The organism is Streptomyces celluloflavus (assembly GCA_000720995.1).
Classification (GTDB): Bacteria; Actinomycetota; Actinomycetes; order Streptomycetales; family Streptomycetaceae; genus Streptomyces; species Streptomyces celluloflavus.
In genome coordinates, this window is record JOEL01000042.1 from 40,674 (window position 1) to 55,218 (window position 14,545).

At 73.1% G+C, this 14,545-nt stretch carries 12 protein-coding genes; 9 read left to right on the plus strand and 3 right to left on the minus strand.

Translation table 11 applies throughout. From position 1 onward, the window contains the following. Positions 1 to 13: 13 nt before the first annotated feature. On the minus strand, positions 14 to 1,603 hold the full coding sequence (locus IH09_RS28320) for an acyl-CoA carboxylase subunit beta (protein ID WP_052860342.1): 1,590 nt from the start codon (positions 1,601 to 1,603) through the stop codon (positions 14 to 16). Between the two features lie 133 nt (positions 1,604 to 1,736). Between IH09_RS28320 and IH09_RS28325 the strand changes: the two genes are divergently transcribed. From IH09_RS28325 to hutH, 5 genes are all read left to right on the plus strand, one after another. Beyond that, a complete protein-coding gene (locus IH09_RS28325; protein WP_052860343.1) occupies positions 1,737 to 2,633 on the plus strand; it encodes a biotin--[acetyl-CoA-carboxylase] ligase in 897 nt (298 codons plus the stop codon). A gap of 275 nt (positions 2,634 to 2,908) precedes the next feature. Further along, positions 2,909 to 4,108 carry an adenylate/guanylate cyclase domain-containing protein gene (locus tag IH09_RS28330; RefSeq protein ID WP_052860344.1) on the plus strand — a complete coding sequence of 400 codons (1,200 nt, stop codon included), beginning with the start codon at positions 2,909 to 2,911 and terminating at the stop codon, positions 4,106 to 4,108. A 121-nt stretch (positions 4,109 to 4,229) separates the two neighbouring features. Beyond that, positions 4,230 to 5,018: an enoyl-CoA hydratase/isomerase family protein gene (locus IH09_RS28335; RefSeq protein WP_052860345.1), complete on the plus strand. Its 789-nt coding sequence runs from the start codon at positions 4,230 to 4,232 to the stop codon at positions 5,016 to 5,018. A 414-nt stretch (positions 5,019 to 5,432) separates the two neighbouring features. Continuing rightward, positions 5,433 to 6,521: a GGDEF domain-containing protein gene (locus IH09_RS28340; RefSeq protein ID WP_052860359.1), complete on the plus strand. Its 1,089-nt coding sequence runs from the start codon at positions 5,433 to 5,435 to the stop codon at positions 6,519 to 6,521. 112 nt (positions 6,522 to 6,633) lie between these two features. Beyond that, positions 6,634 to 8,178 (plus strand): histidine ammonia-lyase, encoded by a 1,545-nt coding sequence (gene hutH / locus IH09_RS28345; protein ID WP_052860346.1) that lies wholly within the window; start codon positions 6,634 to 6,636, stop codon positions 8,176 to 8,178. Positions 8,179 to 8,254: 76 nt separating this feature from the next. Here hutH and IH09_RS28350 read toward each other — a convergent pair whose 3' ends face one another. Next, positions 8,255 to 8,638, minus strand: coding sequence for an LAETG motif-containing sortase-dependent surface protein (locus IH09_RS28350; RefSeq protein ID WP_052860347.1), 384 nt, complete (start codon positions 8,636 to 8,638; stop codon positions 8,255 to 8,257). 107 nt (positions 8,639 to 8,745) lie between these two features. Between IH09_RS28350 and IH09_RS39375 the strand changes: the two genes are divergently transcribed. From IH09_RS39375 to IH09_RS28370, 4 genes are all read left to right on the plus strand, one after another. Then, positions 8,746 to 9,171 carry a hypothetical protein gene (locus tag IH09_RS39375; protein ID WP_240150629.1) on the plus strand — a complete coding sequence of 142 codons (426 nt, stop codon included), beginning with the start codon at positions 8,746 to 8,748 and terminating at the stop codon, positions 9,169 to 9,171. Positions 9,172 to 9,444: 273 nt separating this feature from the next. Further along, on the plus strand, positions 9,445 to 10,668 hold the full coding sequence (locus IH09_RS28360) for a L,D-transpeptidase (protein ID WP_110952639.1): 1,224 nt from the start codon (positions 9,445 to 9,447) through the stop codon (positions 10,666 to 10,668). A 119-nt stretch (positions 10,669 to 10,787) separates the two neighbouring features. After that, on the plus strand, positions 10,788 to 11,933 hold the full coding sequence (locus IH09_RS28365) for a GNAT family N-acetyltransferase (protein ID WP_110952637.1): 1,146 nt from the start codon (positions 10,788 to 10,790) through the stop codon (positions 11,931 to 11,933). A 318-nt stretch (positions 11,934 to 12,251) separates the two neighbouring features. Next, positions 12,252 to 13,472, plus strand: coding sequence for a DUF2786 domain-containing protein (locus IH09_RS28370; RefSeq protein ID WP_052860360.1), 1,221 nt, complete (start codon positions 12,252 to 12,254; stop codon positions 13,470 to 13,472). 72 nt (positions 13,473 to 13,544) lie between these two features. On the opposite strand, the gene IH09_RS28375 is transcribed toward IH09_RS28370, so the two are convergent. After that, positions 13,545 to 14,405: an AraC family transcriptional regulator gene (locus tag IH09_RS28375; RefSeq protein WP_094791553.1), complete on the minus strand. Its 861-nt coding sequence runs from the start codon at positions 14,403 to 14,405 to the stop codon at positions 13,545 to 13,547. Positions 14,406 to 14,545 lie beyond the last annotated feature (140 nt).

Genomic DNA, 14,545 nt, shown 5'->3' on the forward strand with positions numbered 1-14,545 from the left:
GCCGGACGCGGGCTCAGAGCGGGATGTTGCCGTGCTTCTTCGGCGGCAGCGCCTCCCGCTTGTTGCGCAGGGTGCGCAGCCCGCGGACGATGTGCCGACGGGTCTCGGACGGCATGATCACCGCGTCGACGTAACCGCGCTCGGCCGCCACATACGGATTGAGCAGGGCGTACTCGTACTCCTGGATCAGCTCCTGGCGCCTGCGGTCCTGCGCCGCCGGGTCCTCGATCGCGGCGAGCGCACGGCGGTGCAGGATGTTCACCGCGCCCTGCGCGCCCATCACCGCGATCTGCGCGGTCGGCCAGGCCAGGTTGAGGTCCGCGCCCAGGTGCTTGGAGCCCATGACGTCGTACGCGCCGCCGAACGCCTTGCGGGTGATGACCGTGATCAGCGGCACCGTCGCCTCGGCGTACGCGTAGATCAGCTTGGCGCCGCGCCGGATGATGCCGTCCCACTCCTGGTCCGTACCGGGCAGGAAACCAGGCACGTCCACGAACGTCAGCACCGGGATGTTGAACGCGTCGCAGGTGCGCACGAACCGCGCGGCCTTCTCGCTCGCGTTGATGTCCAGACAGCCCGCGCACTGCATGGGCTGGTTGGCGACGATGCCCACCGGATGGCCCTCGACGCGCCCGAAGCCGGTCAGGATGTTCGGCGCGAAGAGCGCCTGGGTCTCCAGGAACTCGTTGTCGTCCAGAACGTGCTCGACGACGGAGTGCATGTCGTAGGGCTGGTTCGCCGAGTCCGGGATCAGCGTGTCCAGCTCGCGGTCGGTGTCCGAGACCGCCAGATCGGCCTCCTCCGGGAAGGCCGGCGGCTCGGACAGGTTGTTGGACGGCAGATACGACAGCAGCGCCTTGACGTACTCGATGGCGTCCTTCTCGTCACCCGCCATGTGGTGCGCCACACCCGACGTGGTGTTGTGCGTCCGGGCCCCGCCCAGCTCCTCGAAGCCCACGTCCTCGCCCGTGACGGTCTTGATCACATCCGGGCCCGTGATGAACATGTGCGAGGTCTGGTCGACCATCACCGTGAAGTCCGTGATCGCCGGCGAGTACACCGCGCCGCCCGCGCAGGGCCCCACGATCAGCGAGATCTGCGGTACCACCCCCGACGCGTGCACATTCCGCCGGAAGATCTCCGCGAACAGCCCGAGCGCGGCCACCCCCTCCTGGATGCGCGCGCCGCCCCCGTCGTTGATCCCGACGACCGGACAGCCGTTCTTCAGCGCGAAGTCCATGACCTTGACGATCTTCTCGCCGTAGACCTCGCCCAGCGACCCGCCGAAGACCGTGAAGTCCTGCGAATAGACACAGACCGTGCGTCCGTCGACCGTGCCGTAACCGGTCACGACACCGTCGCCGTACGGACGGTTCCGCTCGATCCCGAAGCTCGTGGAACGGTGTCGCGCGAACTCGTCCAACTCGACGAAGGAGCCCTCGTCGAGCAGCAGCCCGATGCGCTCCCGTGCCGTCAACTTGCCCTTCGCATGCTGCTTTTCCACGGCGCGGGCGGAACCGGCATGCGTGGCTTCGTCGGTCCGCCGCCGCAGATCTGCCAGTTTGTCCGCGGTCGTGTGGAGGTGTGCTTGCGGTTCGGACATCGGGATGCGGCTCCTGCTCGTCCTGGACTGGTGCTCGTACGGAGAGTGGTACGTGGGGTGGGCTACCGCCTCGTAGCGTATCGGCGGGACTGCCCCGCGGCAGTGCGTCGTTGACCACACCTACGCTGGCCCCATGACGCCCCCACCACCGGAAAACCGGGACAAAGACGACCGTGACGGCGCATCCGCCGACGACCGGGACTCCCGCTGGACCGACCTGGCCCGCCCGCCCCTGAACACCCGGGCGCTCCGCCGCGCCCTGCTGCGCCCCGGCAGCCTGTGGACCGGACTCGACGTCGTCGCCTCGACCGGCTCCACCAACACCGACCTCACCGCACGGGCCGCCGAGGGCCTGGCCGAGGGCACCGTACTGGTCGCCGAGGCCCAGTCGGCGGCCCGCGGCCGGCTGGACCGCCGCTGGTCGGCGCCGCCCCGCTCGGGCCTGTTCTGCTCCGTCTACCTCGCCCCCCGGGTACCGCTGACCCGCTGGGGCTGGCTGCCGCTGCTGGCCGGCGTCGCCACCGCCACCGCGCTGACCCGCACCGCCGGCGTCGACACCGCCCTCAAGTGGCCCAACGACCTCCTCGTCACGGTGGACGGCGCCGAACGCAAGACCGGCGGCATCCTCGCCGAACGCGCCGGCGACGGCGTCGTCATCGGCATCGGCCTCAACGTCACCCTGGACACCGCCGAACTGCCCGTACCCACCGCGGGCTCGCTGGCCCTGGCCGGCGCCCACACCACCGACCGCGACACACTCCTACGCGCCGTCCTGCGCTCCCTGGAGGACTGGTACACCCGGTGGCAGACGGCCGACGGCGACCCGGTGGCCAGCGGCCTCCAGGAGGCGTACGCGGCGGACTGCGCCACCCTGGGCCGCACCGTGCGCGCCGAACTCCCCGGCGACACCGCGATCGTCGGCGAGGCCGTGGCCCTGGACGGCGACGGCCGCCTCATCCTGGCGACCCCCGACGGCGTCCAGCAGCCGGTCGCGGCCGGCGACATCGTCCATCTCCGCCCGGCGGACTGACCCGGCGGACGGAGCGGACGGAGCGGCCGGAGGGGCGGCGCCGGTGCGCCCCTCCGGCCCCTTCCGTGCGCCCCGGGACCGCCGTCCCACGCAACGCGAGCCGCCCTCCACCCCTCTTACCAGGCGTAACCAACCGACCCGACGAGCGACAGCGGCGGCACAGGAGAGTGAGCCAGAGCACACCTGCCGTATCGTTGGGGCGTCCGCCGGGGAGCGGACGACGGGCGAGCAGTGATCGGAAGGGCAGTGCGCAGGGATCGGACAGGGAGCGGGCGGTGACCACCGACGACTCGGGCGCCGCCCCACGCGATACGGACACCACGGACACCGCCGCGGGCGACACCAGCGGCGACCACGTCAAGAGCGGCGGCACGGGCACCCACGCCGCGGCCCACGACGCCCCCGCCACCACGGACAACCCCGACGACGACACCATCGCCATCCGCCTGGAACAGCTCATCCTGGGCGCCGACCGCCGCTACACCCCCTTCCAGGCCGCCCGCAGCGCCGGCGTCTCCATGGACCTGGCCGCCCGCTTCTGGCGCGCCATGGGCTTCGCCGACATCGGGCAGGTCAAGGCGCTCACCGAGGCCGACGTACTGGCCCTGCGCCGCCTCGCCGGCCTGGTCGAGGCGGGCCTGCTGAGCGAGGCGATGGCCGTACAGGTCGCCCGCTCCACCGGCCAGACCACCGCCCGCCTCGCCGACTGGCAGATCGACTCCTTCCTGGAGGGCCTGACCGAGCCTCAGGACACCGGCCTGACGCGCACCGAGATCACCTACCCGCTCGTCGAACTGCTCCTGCCCGAACTGGAGGAGTTCCTGGTCTACGTCTGGCGGCGGCAGCTCGCCGCGGCCACCGGCCGGGTCGTCCAGGCCCAGGACGACGCGGAGATGATCGACCGCCGGCTCGCCGTCGGCTTCGCCGACCTGGTGGGCTTCACCCGGCTGACCCGTCGTCTGGAGGAAGAGGAACTGGGCGAGCTGGTCGAGGCGTTCGAGACCACGGCCGCCGACCTGGTGGCCGCGCACGGCGGCCGGCTCATCAAGACGCTCGGCGACGAGGTCCTCTTCTCCGCCGATGACGCCGGCACCGCCGCCGAGATCGGACTGCGCCTGATCGAGACGATGACGCACGACGAGACGATGCCGGAGCTGCGCGTCGGCATCGCCTTCGGCACGGTCACGACCCGGATGGGCGATGTCTTCGGCACCACCGTCAATCTCGCCAGCCGCCTCACGTCGATAGCGCCGAAGGACACGGTGCTGGTGGACGAGGCGTTCGCGGAGGAACTGGGCCGTACCGGCGACGCGCCGGTCTCCGAGGCGGACGCCGCGGCGGCGGAGAAGGCGGCGAAGGAGGGGGCCGACGGAACGCCGCCGCCCTCCTACCGGTTCGCGTTGCAGCCGATGTGGCAGCGCCCGGTGCGCGGCCTCGGCGTCGTCGAACCGTGGCTGCTGAGCCGCCGCGGCTGACATCTGGGGGGCTTGCGCGGCGCCCGCATCCCGCCGCGTGGGCCACCTGCCGTACCGCGCGGGCCACCTGGCATGATCCCGGGCAACGCAAGGGGCAACGGTCGTTAACCGGGAGGGCTGTATGGAACGGTTCGGTGAATGGGTCGGCGTGGACCGGCACGGTTTTGTGGCGGAACTCGTCATGGACCGCCCGAAGGCCATGAACGCGGTGTCGACGGCGATGGCCGACGGCCTGGCGCAGGCGTGCGCCGCGCTGGCCGCCGACGGCTCCGTACGGGCGGTGGTCGTCAGCTCCACCCATGCGCGCGCGTTCTGCGTCGGCGCCGACCTCAAGGAGCGCAACTCCTTCTCGGACGCGGACCTGCGGCGGCAGCGCCCGCGCACCCGCGCCGCCTACACGGGCGTCCTGGACCTGCCGATGCCGACCATCGCGGCGGTGCACGGCTTCGCGCTCGGCGGCGGGTTCGAGCTGGCGCTGGCCTGCGATCTGATCGTGGCGGACGGTACGGCGGTGGTCGGGCTGCCGGAGGTGTCGGTGGGCGTCATCCCCGGCGGCGGCGGTACGCAGCTGCTGCCGCGCCGGGTGGGCGCGGCCAGGGCGGCCGAGCTGGTCTTCACCGCGCGCCGGGTGCCGGCGGCCGAGGCCGCGCGGCTGGGCCTGGTCGACGAGCTGGTGGCGGACGGGGAGGACCGCACGGAGGCCCTCGCGCTGGCCGCCCGGATCGCCCGCAACTCGCCCGTGGGGCTGCGCGCCGCCAAGCGCGCCATGCGGCTCGGCCACGGACTGGATCTCCGTGCCGGTCTGGAGTTGGAGGACGGCGCCTGGCGCAGTGTGGCCTTCTCCGGGGACCGGGCGGAGGGCGTGGCGGCCTTCAACGAGAAGCGGGACCCGGAGTGGCCGGGGGAGTGACCCGGACGGCGGTCCCGGCCGGGGCGCCCGATGGCGGGCGCCCCGGGCCGCGCACGGCGAAGGAGTGACCGCGCCGGGAGGGGGCGCCAAGGGCTCCGGATGCCCCGGGATGCGACCGCGCGAAGCAACAATCACCCCCCAAAGCAAGCCCCCCACGGATCGACCGCACCGAGCTCAGAAGGATCACGTAACCGCCCCATGGCCAGCCGCCGCAGGGAAGACGTCCCGAGGAAGCCGCCCCCGCGAAGACGCCTGGTGTCGAAGGCGCGCGGAAAGGGGCGAATGGGGTTAAACATTCCTACGCTGTAGTAGCAGGATGTGCTCACGGTGACGGAATGTGAGGGTCCGGTGACGGACGAGGGTGCGGGTGCGGGCGACGCGAGGCTGCGGGCCGTGGTGGAGCTGGCGCAGGCGATGGCGGCCGCGCACACCCCGCGCGAGTCGGCGCATGCCGCGGCGCAGGGGGTGCGGCAGGCGCTGGGAGGTTCCTTCGCGGCGATCTCGAAATGGGAGCGCGAGCTGGGGAAGCTGCGGGTGCTGGTCAATGTCGGCGAACTCGCCGAAGGGGAGCGGGAGTTCCCGGACGACGAGTCGTACCCGGTGCACGAGTTCCCGGAGATCGTCGGCTTTCTGCACGAGCGGTGGGCGGGCGGCGGCGGGCCCGACGCCTGGGTGGAGACCGCGGACGGGGAGCGCGCGGACGGCCCCGGCAACCACCGGCGGGTGGCCGTGCTGCGCCGCCGGGGCCGTGGCTGCTGTGTGGTCGCGCCGATCGTGCTGCACGGCCGGGCGTGGGGCGAGCTGTATGTCGCGCGCCGCGCCGGGGAGCCGGTCTTCGGCCGGGCGGACGCGGATTTCGCCACCGTGCTCGCCGCCGTGACGGCCGCCGGGATCGCGCAGACCGAGCGGCTCGCGGAGGCCCGCCGGCTCGCCTTCACCGACGCGCTGACCGGGCTCGCCAACCGCCGCGCCGTGGACATGCGGCTGGACGAGGCGCTGGAGCTGCACCGCCGGGACGGTGCGGTGGTCAGCCTGGTGGTGTGCGATCTCAACGGGCTGAAGCGGGTCAACGACTCGCGCGGCCATGCGGTCGGCGACCGGCTGCTGGAACGATTCGGCTCGGTGCTCTCGCTCTGCGGCGCGATACTGCCCGGCACCCTCGCCGCCCGGCTCGGCGGCGACGAGTTCTGTCTGCTCGCGGTCGGCCCGGCGGCCGACGAGGTGGTCAAGGTGGCCGGTGAACTCTGCGACCGCGCCGCGGAGTTGGGCCTCGGCGAGGGGGTCGCGGTGGGCGTCGCCTCGACCGGTGACCCGATCGGCCCGGTGTACACCGCCCGCCGGCTCTTCCGGCTCGCGGACGCCGCGCAGTACCGGGCCAAGGCGGCGCGGGCCGGGCAGCCGGTCGTCGCCGGCCGGGAGGGCGGCCCCGAGGACCCGGTCGTACGGCTCGCGGACGCGCCGGAGCGGCAGCCCGCGACGGAGCGGCGGAAGTTCCGGAGGTGAGGCGATGGTGGACCGGGCGGGCGGGCCCGTCCGCGCAGGTCACGGTCCGAGTAAGGGGTGGTCCCGAAACTCGGTGGTGACATCTGACGATTCAGTCTCTAGGGTCCTGAATATGGATATGCACACTGTGGTGCTGGGGACGTCCGGCACGACCGCACAGGACGTCATCGCGGTGGCCCGCGGCGCGGCCCGGATCGAGCTGTCCCAGGAGGCCCTCGCGGCCGTCGCCGCCTCCCGCGCCTTCATCGACGACCTCGCCGCCAAGCCGGACCCCGTCTACGGCGTCTCGACGGGCTTCGGGGCGCTGGCCGTACGCCACATCAGCCCCGAACTGCGGGCGCAGTTGCAGCGCAACATCGTGCGCTCGCACGCCGCCGGTATGGGACCGCGGGTCGAGCGCGAGGTCGTCCGCGCCCTGATGTTCCTGCGCCTGAAGACCCTGGCGTCGGGGCGCACCGGCGTCCGCCCGCTGGTCGTCGAGACGATGGCCGCCCTGCTCAACGCCGGCATCACCCCGGTCGTGCACGAATACGGTTCGCTGGGCTGCTCCGGCGATCTCGCCCCGCTCTCGCACTGCGCCCTGACCCTGCTCGGCGAGGGCGACGCGGAGGGCCCCGACGGCGTCGTACGGCCCGCCGGTGAACTCCTCGCCGCGCACGGCATCGCCCCCGTCGAACTGCGCGAGAAGGAGGGGCTGGCCCTCCTCAACGGCACCGACGGCATGCTCGGCATGCTCGTGATGGCCTGCGCCGACCTCGCCCGGCTGTTCACCTCCGCGGACATCACCGCGGCCCTCTCCCTGGAGGCGCTGCTCGGCACCGACAGCGTCCTCGCGCCCGAGCTGCACGCCATCCGCCCGCACCCCGGCCAGGCCACCGCGGCCGCCAACATGCTGAAGGTGCTGGCCGGTTCGGGCTTCACCGGCCACCACCAGGACGACGCGCCGCGCGTACAGGACGCCTACTCCATCCGCTGCGCCCCCCAGGTCGCGGGCGCCGGCCGGGACACCCTCGACCACGCCCGCCTGGTCGCCGACCGCGAACTGGCCGCCGCCGTCGACAACCCGGTGGTGCTGCCGGACGGCCGGGTCGAGTCCAACGGCAACTTCCACGGCGCGCCGGTCGCCTACGTCCTGGACTTCCTCGCCGTCGCCGCGGCCGACCTCGGCTCCATCGCGGAGCGCCGTACGGACCGCCTCCTGGACAAGAACCGCTCGCACGGCCTGCCCGCCTTCCTGGCCGGCGACCCGGGCGTCGACTCGGGCCTGATGATCGCCCAGTACACCCAGGCCGCGCTGGTCAGCGAGCTGAAGCGGCTGGCCGCGCCCGCGTCGGTGGACTCCATCCCGTCCTCCGCGATGCAGGAGGACCATGTCTCGATGGGCTGGTCGGCGGCGCGCAAGCTGCGTACCGCGGTCGACAACCTGACCCGCGTCCTGGCCGTCGAGCTCTACGCCGCGACCCGCGCGGTGGAGCTGCGCGACGGTCTGACACCGGCGCCCGCCACCCGCGCGGTACTGGCCGCGGTGCGCGCCGCGGGCATCGAGGGCCCCGGCGCGGACCGCTTCCTGGCGCCGGACCTGGAGGCCGCGTACGCGTTCGTACGGGACGGGAAGCTCGTCGAGGCGGCGGAGTCCGTCACGGGGCACCTGGCCTGACGGGGCGTCGCTTTACGGGCCGGGTGCGCTGCGCCCGGCCCGTAACCGTACGCCGGCGGGCTCGGGCGCCGCTGTCTCAGGCGCAGCCGTCGCGGGTGCGGCGGACCGAGTAGCCGACCAGTCCGGCGCCGACGGCGAGGCAGACGGCGCCGCCGACCACATAGGGCGTGGTGTCGGGGCCGCCCGTGTCGGCGAGGAGTTGTTCGCGGGTGTCCGCGGTGCCGTCGTCGGTCGCCGCGGCGGCCGGTCCCGCGGGTGCGGACCGCGTCTCGGCGGACCCGGTGGCGGAGCGCTCCAGGCCGGTGGTCGCCCGGCCCTGCTCCGCCGCCGCGCTCGCGCGGGGCCCGGAAACGCCCGATTCGGGGGCGTCCACGTTCGCATTCGCGGACGGTACGAACCACAAGGCGAGCAGTACCGATCCCGCGGCAGCGGCGGTCAGCAATGGTCGTCGTGCGGTCACAGAGCGATCTCCCTTGTGGGTTCGGCGATTTGGCCGTTGACCGCAGATGTTAGTGACCGCCGCGGGTCGCGCGGAAGTCGGGACCGTACATGCCTACGCTCCTGGCCATGAGCAATGGTGAGACATCACGTTTTGTGCGGCTTCACATCGATCTGGTCGTGGAGATCACCGACACCGGCCGGCTGACCGGCGCCGCCCTCGACCACCTCGACGGCGACCCGACCCTGCCCGAGGAGGAACGCGCGCAGTCGCGGGTGACGGTCCGGGAGGACCCGGCGGAGGCGCTGGCCCACCTCCTCGACCCGGTCCATCTCGTCACCACCGTGCCGGGCACCGAACTCGCACAGGCTTCCTGGAGCAGCGAGGAGATGACCGACTACGACCCGGACACCGAGTGGGACGCCGCGGAGTGGGGCCTCGCGGACGAGGCGGTGGATGCGGACGAGGCCGACAAGGCCGACGACGCCGACGAGACGGCGGCCGCCGGGGACGCGGCGGGCGCGGGGGTGGTCGGCCCGCACCGTACGCGCTGACCGCACCGGCACCCGCAGCACACCCCCACGCCCCGTACGTCCCTCCATCCCCACCCCCATGCCCCCCGCGCGGCTGTCCCGCCGTACGGGGGGCGATTGCATGTGCATGCCCGGTGATGGGGGTGAACGCCCGATAAGTGTCCTTCCCCACACTCTGTGCAGGTGTGGAACGGACGAAACGGAACAGACGTTGATAAGGCGTCGGTCCGGACCGTCTGTGTTCGGTCGTGGACCCGGCGACCGTGGGGATCGGTAGTGATGGAGAAGAGCGTGATGAGGGACAGCAAGCGCCGCAACGGGCTGATAGCCACCGCCGCGCTGCTCGGGGGCGTACTCACGCTCTCGGCGTGCGGCGGCGGCAGCAGCGAGGCCGCACAGGCAAAGACCAAGCAGGTCGACGCGGCGGCGGCGAAGGCCACGTCCGACGCGAAGATAAAGATCACGCCCAAGGACGGCACCGCCGACGCGGGCATCAACAGCGACGCCAAGGTGACCGTCAGCGGTGGCAAGCTCACCGAGGTCACCATGACGGCCGTCGAGTCCAAGAAGGCCGTCGAGGGCACGCTCTCCGCCGACGGCACCTCCTGGCAGCCCAAGAAGTCCCTGGACCGCTCGACGAAGTACACGGTCAGCGCCCATGCGACGGACGCCCAGGGCCGCAAGGCGGTGGAGAACGCCACCTTCACCACCGTCTCCCCGGCGCACAGCTTCATAGGCACCTTCACGCCGGAGGACGGTTCGACCGTCGGCGTCGGCATGCCGGTGTCGGTCAACTTCGACAAGCCGGTGCAGGACAAGAAGGCCGTCGAGTCCGCGATCAAGGTCGCGTCGAGCAGCAACCAGAAGGTCGTCGGCCACTGGTTCGGCGACCAGCGGCTGGACTTCCGCCCCGAGGAGTACTGGAAGGCGAACTCCAAGGTCACCATGGAGCTCGGCCTCGACGGCGTCCAGGCGTCGCCCGGTGTCCAGGGCGTGCAGCACAAGACCGTCACCTTCACCGTCGGCCACTCGCAGATCAGCACCGTCGACGCCAAGACGCACCAGATGACCGTGGTCCGCGACGGCAAGACGATCAAGACCATCCCGATCTCGGCCGGCAGCGCGGAGCACCCGACCTACAACGGCAAGATGGTCATCTCCGAGAAGTACCAGCAGACCAGGATGAACGGCTCGACGGTCGGCTTCGGCGGCGAGTACGACATCCCCGATGTGCCGCACGCCATGCGCCTGTCGAACTCCGGCACCTTCATCCACGGCAACTACTGGGGCAAGGGCATCTTCGGCAACTCCAACACCAGCCATGGCTGCATCGGCCTGGCGGACGCCAAGGGGGCCGGTGACCCCGGTACGGACGGCGCGTGGTTCTTCGCCAACTCGCAGCTCGGCGATGTCGTCCAGATGATCAACTCCCCGGACCGGACCATCAAGCCGGACAACGGCCTCAACGGCTGGAACATGAACTGGTCCGAGTGGGTCGCGGGCAGCGCCCTGAAGTGACCCGCCCCGTCCCGGCCGCGCGGTGACCCACCGCGACCCGCTGTGACCCGAGGTGACCGACGCCCGGTGGTGCCGATATTTGCGGCGCGCCGGGCGTCGGTGCTGCGTACGGTGCGCGGATGGAGAAACTTCCCGGACTTCCCGGAAAAGAACCGGTCAGGGCGGGCCGGTACGGACATGTGGGCCCGCTGTCCGTGACGGAGATCGACGCCGACGCCTGGTACGACGTCCTGGCCGCCGCCCACCGCCACGACCGGCCGAACACCCCCGCCCCCGAGCGGGACGCCGAGGCCGGCCGGCTGTACGTCCCCGCGCTGCGCAGCCGCTCGGTTGCCTTCGCGCTGCCGGACCCCGGGGCCGTCGCCGGGACCGCCGTCGGCTACGCCGGGATAGCCCTGGTCCGCCTCTTCGACTCCGAGGAGAACGCCGCGACCGCCTTCCTCGACACCCTGACCGTCCACCCCGGGCGGCGCGGCCGAGGGGTGGGCGGCGCGCTCTGGTCCCAGGTGCGCGCCCTGCTCGTCGCGGAGGGCCGTACGTCGCTCACCAGCCTCGTCCATCGGGGCGGCGCGGGCGAACGGTTCGCCACCGGGTGCGGCGCGGAGTGCGCGCTGCCGTTGGTGGCATATGTGCAGACGGTGGCGGGTGCGGTGGACATGCCGGGTGTGGCGGGTGCGGCGGGTATCTCGGGTACGCCGGGTTCGGATGTGACGGGGGAGCCGGGGGAGCCGAAGGGCTCGGAGGGTACGGAGGATGCGGAGGGTTCGCGCCTCCTGCCCGACGGCTACCGCTTCGCCGCCTGGAGCGGGCTCGTCCCCGATGAACACGCCGCCACGCACGCCCGCGCCCACAACGCCATGCAGGACGCCCCGATCGGCGATCTGGACGAGCAGCACGATCCCTGGGACGCCGACCGGGTGCGCGCCACGACCCGCGTCATCCTCGACCGCGGCGGGATGATGCTCACCGTGGCGGCGATCGCCGAGGCGGGCGGCACGGTCGCCGGGTACACCGAACTCGTGCTGCCCACACCGGATTCCGTACGGGCCCTGCAGTACGACACCGCCGTCATCCCCGAGCACCGCGGCCGTGGCCTGGGCCGGGCGGTCAAACTGCGGATGCTGGCGTATCTGCGCGCGCGGCGGCCGGGCGTCCGGGAGATCATGACCACGGTCGCGGAGGGGAACGCGCCGATGCTGGCGGTCAACGCGGCGCTCGGCTACCGCGCCGAGAGCGGCCTCGGCATCTATCAGGTGCGGATCTGAGCACAGGTGGGGTGCGGCGCCGAGCGGGCACGGCCCGGCGGTGGCGTTCGGCCACCCCGGCGCAGGCGCCGCGGACGGCCCGGTAACGGCGGCGCGAGCCACTGGGCAGACGCCGCGAGGAACGGACCACCGGAAGTGCGTGCCGCAGGGCGTGGCCGGAGCCTCCGGACACGGCCCCGCGGCGGCTCTCCGTACAGTGAACGGGTGAGCGAGCACGGAAAGACCAGTCGGCGCGGCCGGGGCGGACGCCCGCCATCGGCCGCCGACGAACCGCATGACGCACATGAGTCGCGTGAACTGGACGAACTGATCGCCGACGTGCTCGGCGCCGTCCGCTACGCACCGGACGGCACACCGGCCGAGGACGCCATCGAGGCGGGCGCGTCCCGGCTGGCCGCGGCCCCGGCGGGCTGGGAGGCGGTCAGCGCGGCCGTCGTCGCGGCCGCCGCGGAGGCCGTCCGGCAGTGCTGGTCGGGCGGCTGGCACCCCGCCGACCTGGCGCGGATCGTACGGCGCGAGGCGGCCGACCCGACGATCGTCGCGCTGACCGTCGACGCCATCGCTGCCGAGGCGGCCCGCCCGCCGGCGGCCAAGTCCGCGCGCGACACCCGCTGGGCCGATCAGCTGCGCGGGCTCGGCGCCGAGGTCTGGTGGGAGTCCGACAGCGGCTATCTCGACGCGCTGGCCCGGCGCCGCCGCACCTCCCGCTTCGAGACCGCGTACGCCGTGCTGGCGGCGCTGCGCACCCTCGCCAGGCTGCCGCGCATCACCCCGCTCCCGGCCGCCGCCCCGGCACCCGCCCGCCCGTCCGGCGGCGCGGGGGCGGCCCGCGCCCTGGGACGCATCCGCGGCCTGCTGGCCAAGGCCGAGGCGACCGACTTCGCCCAGGAGGCGGAGGCGCTGTCCGCCAAGGCGCAGGAGCTGATGGCCCGCCACAGCATCGACGAGGCTCTTCTGGACAGCGCGGCCGGCGCGGACGGCTCCCCGGGCGGCACGGCCGGCGGCCCGACGGCGGTCCGCATCGGCATCGAGGGACCGTACGAACAGGCCAAGGCGCTGCTCCTCGACGCCGTCGCGGCCGCGAACCGCTGCCAGGCCGTCTGGGCGGCGGACGTCGGCTTCTCCACCGTCGTCGGCTTCGCACCCGACCTGGAGGCGGCCGAGTTGCTCTACACCTCACTGCTGCTCCAGGCCACCACCGCGATGAACCGCGCGGGTGACGACCACCACGCCCGCGGCCGCTCCCGCCGCACCCGGGACTTCCGCCAGACCTTCCTCGTCGCGTACGCCGACCGCATCCGCGACCGCCTCGCCGCCGCCACCGAGACCGCCACGGCCGCCGCCACCGCCGAGGCCGCCGCCACCGCCCCCGATCTGCTGCCGGTGCTGGCCGCCCGCGAACTGGCCGTCGAGGAAACCACCGGCGCCCTCTTCCCGGACACCGCCCCCGTCCGGCTGCGCGGCATCCACGACGCGGACGGCTGGCACCAGGGCACGGCCGCCGCCGACCGGGCACGGTTGAGGCATTCGGCTATGTGAGGGAACGGGCCGGGCGGTACGGGGAGCGGGGCCTGGGCCGATGGCCTGCGGGACGGGGCCCGAGGCCGAAGGCTAGGGGACCTCCCGCCACTCCTTCCCCTGTGGCTTCTCCAACGGGGCGAAGTACGTTCCGGGCGGTACCCCGACCGCGCGCCGGAACGCGGCGACGAAGGCGCTGGGCGAGGCGTACCCGACCCGGGCGGCCACCGCCGCGACCGTCGCACCACCCGCCAGCAGCGGCATCGCGGCCTGGAGCCGGAGCCGGGTGCGCCACCGCCCGTACGGCATCCCGGTGTCCGCGAGGAACGCGCGGGCCAGCGTCCGGCCGCTCGCCCCCACCCGCGCCCCCCACTCCGCCAGCGTCCGCCCGTCCGCCGGATCGGCCCGTAGCGCCGCCGCGACCCGCCGCGCCCGGGGGTCCCGCGGCATGGGGGCCAGCACGGTGGCGACCGATACCGGGCGCAGCTGATCCAGCACCACGGCCTCGGCCCGTTCGCGGGCCGCCGCGTCCAGGCCGGCGTCCGCCAGGTACGAGATCAGCTCGCGCAGCAGGGGCGAGACGCCGACGACGGTGGGGACCGGCCAGCCGACCGGGCAGCGCTCCGGAAGGTAGTACAGGCTCCTGGAGAGGGACGGGGCCACGGCCCCCATGGTGTGCTCGGTACCGGCCGGGATCCACAGGGCCATCGACGGCGGCAGCACCCAGGTGTTCCCCGCGGTCCGTACGGCCAGAACTCCCCTTTCCGCCCAGGCGAGTTGGTGGTGATCGTGCCGATGCCAGGAGTACCACTGCCCGTCGCCCATCGCGAAGCTCCCGACGACCACGGCGGACTCGCCGACCCCCACCGCGGCGACCACCTCGGCCGCGGGCCGTTCGCCCCCGGACTGCCGTCCCCCGCCCTGCCGGCCCAGGGGTTGTCCTTCTGGCGACATGAATTGTCCCCCTATCGCGTGGTGGACATGAGACTGTCCTTCCTAAGGGTTGTCCCGTAACTGCTGGTCACGGGTGAGATGATCTTGCTGTGTCTGGTGTGATCACGGCGTCGGAGCCGTCTTGGATAGGCCCGTTCACC

Coding starts and splice junctions, on each gene's coding strand:
- IH09_RS28320 (WP_052860342.1), bottom strand. CDS start 1,603: ATGTCCGAACCGCAAGCACACCTCCACACGACCGCGGACAAACTGGCA.
- IH09_RS28325 (WP_052860343.1), top strand. CDS start 1,737: ATGACGCCCCCACCACCGGAAAACCGGGACAAAGACGACCGTGACGGC.
- IH09_RS28335 (WP_052860345.1), top strand. CDS start 4,230: ATGGAACGGTTCGGTGAATGGGTCGGCGTGGACCGGCACGGTTTTGTG.
- IH09_RS28340 (WP_052860359.1), top strand. CDS start 5,433: ATGGCGGCCGCGCACACCCCGCGCGAGTCGGCGCATGCCGCGGCGCAG.
- hutH (WP_052860346.1), top strand. CDS start 6,634: ATGGATATGCACACTGTGGTGCTGGGGACGTCCGGCACGACCGCACAG.
- IH09_RS39375 (WP_240150629.1), top strand. CDS start 8,746: ATGAGCAATGGTGAGACATCACGTTTTGTGCGGCTTCACATCGATCTG.
- IH09_RS28360 (WP_110952639.1), top strand. CDS start 9,445: ATGAGGGACAGCAAGCGCCGCAACGGGCTGATAGCCACCGCCGCGCTG.
- IH09_RS28365 (WP_110952637.1), top strand. CDS start 10,788: ATGGAGAAACTTCCCGGACTTCCCGGAAAAGAACCGGTCAGGGCGGGC.
- IH09_RS28375 (WP_094791553.1), bottom strand. CDS start 14,405: ATGTCGCCAGAAGGACAACCCCTGGGCCGGCAGGGCGGGGGACGGCAG.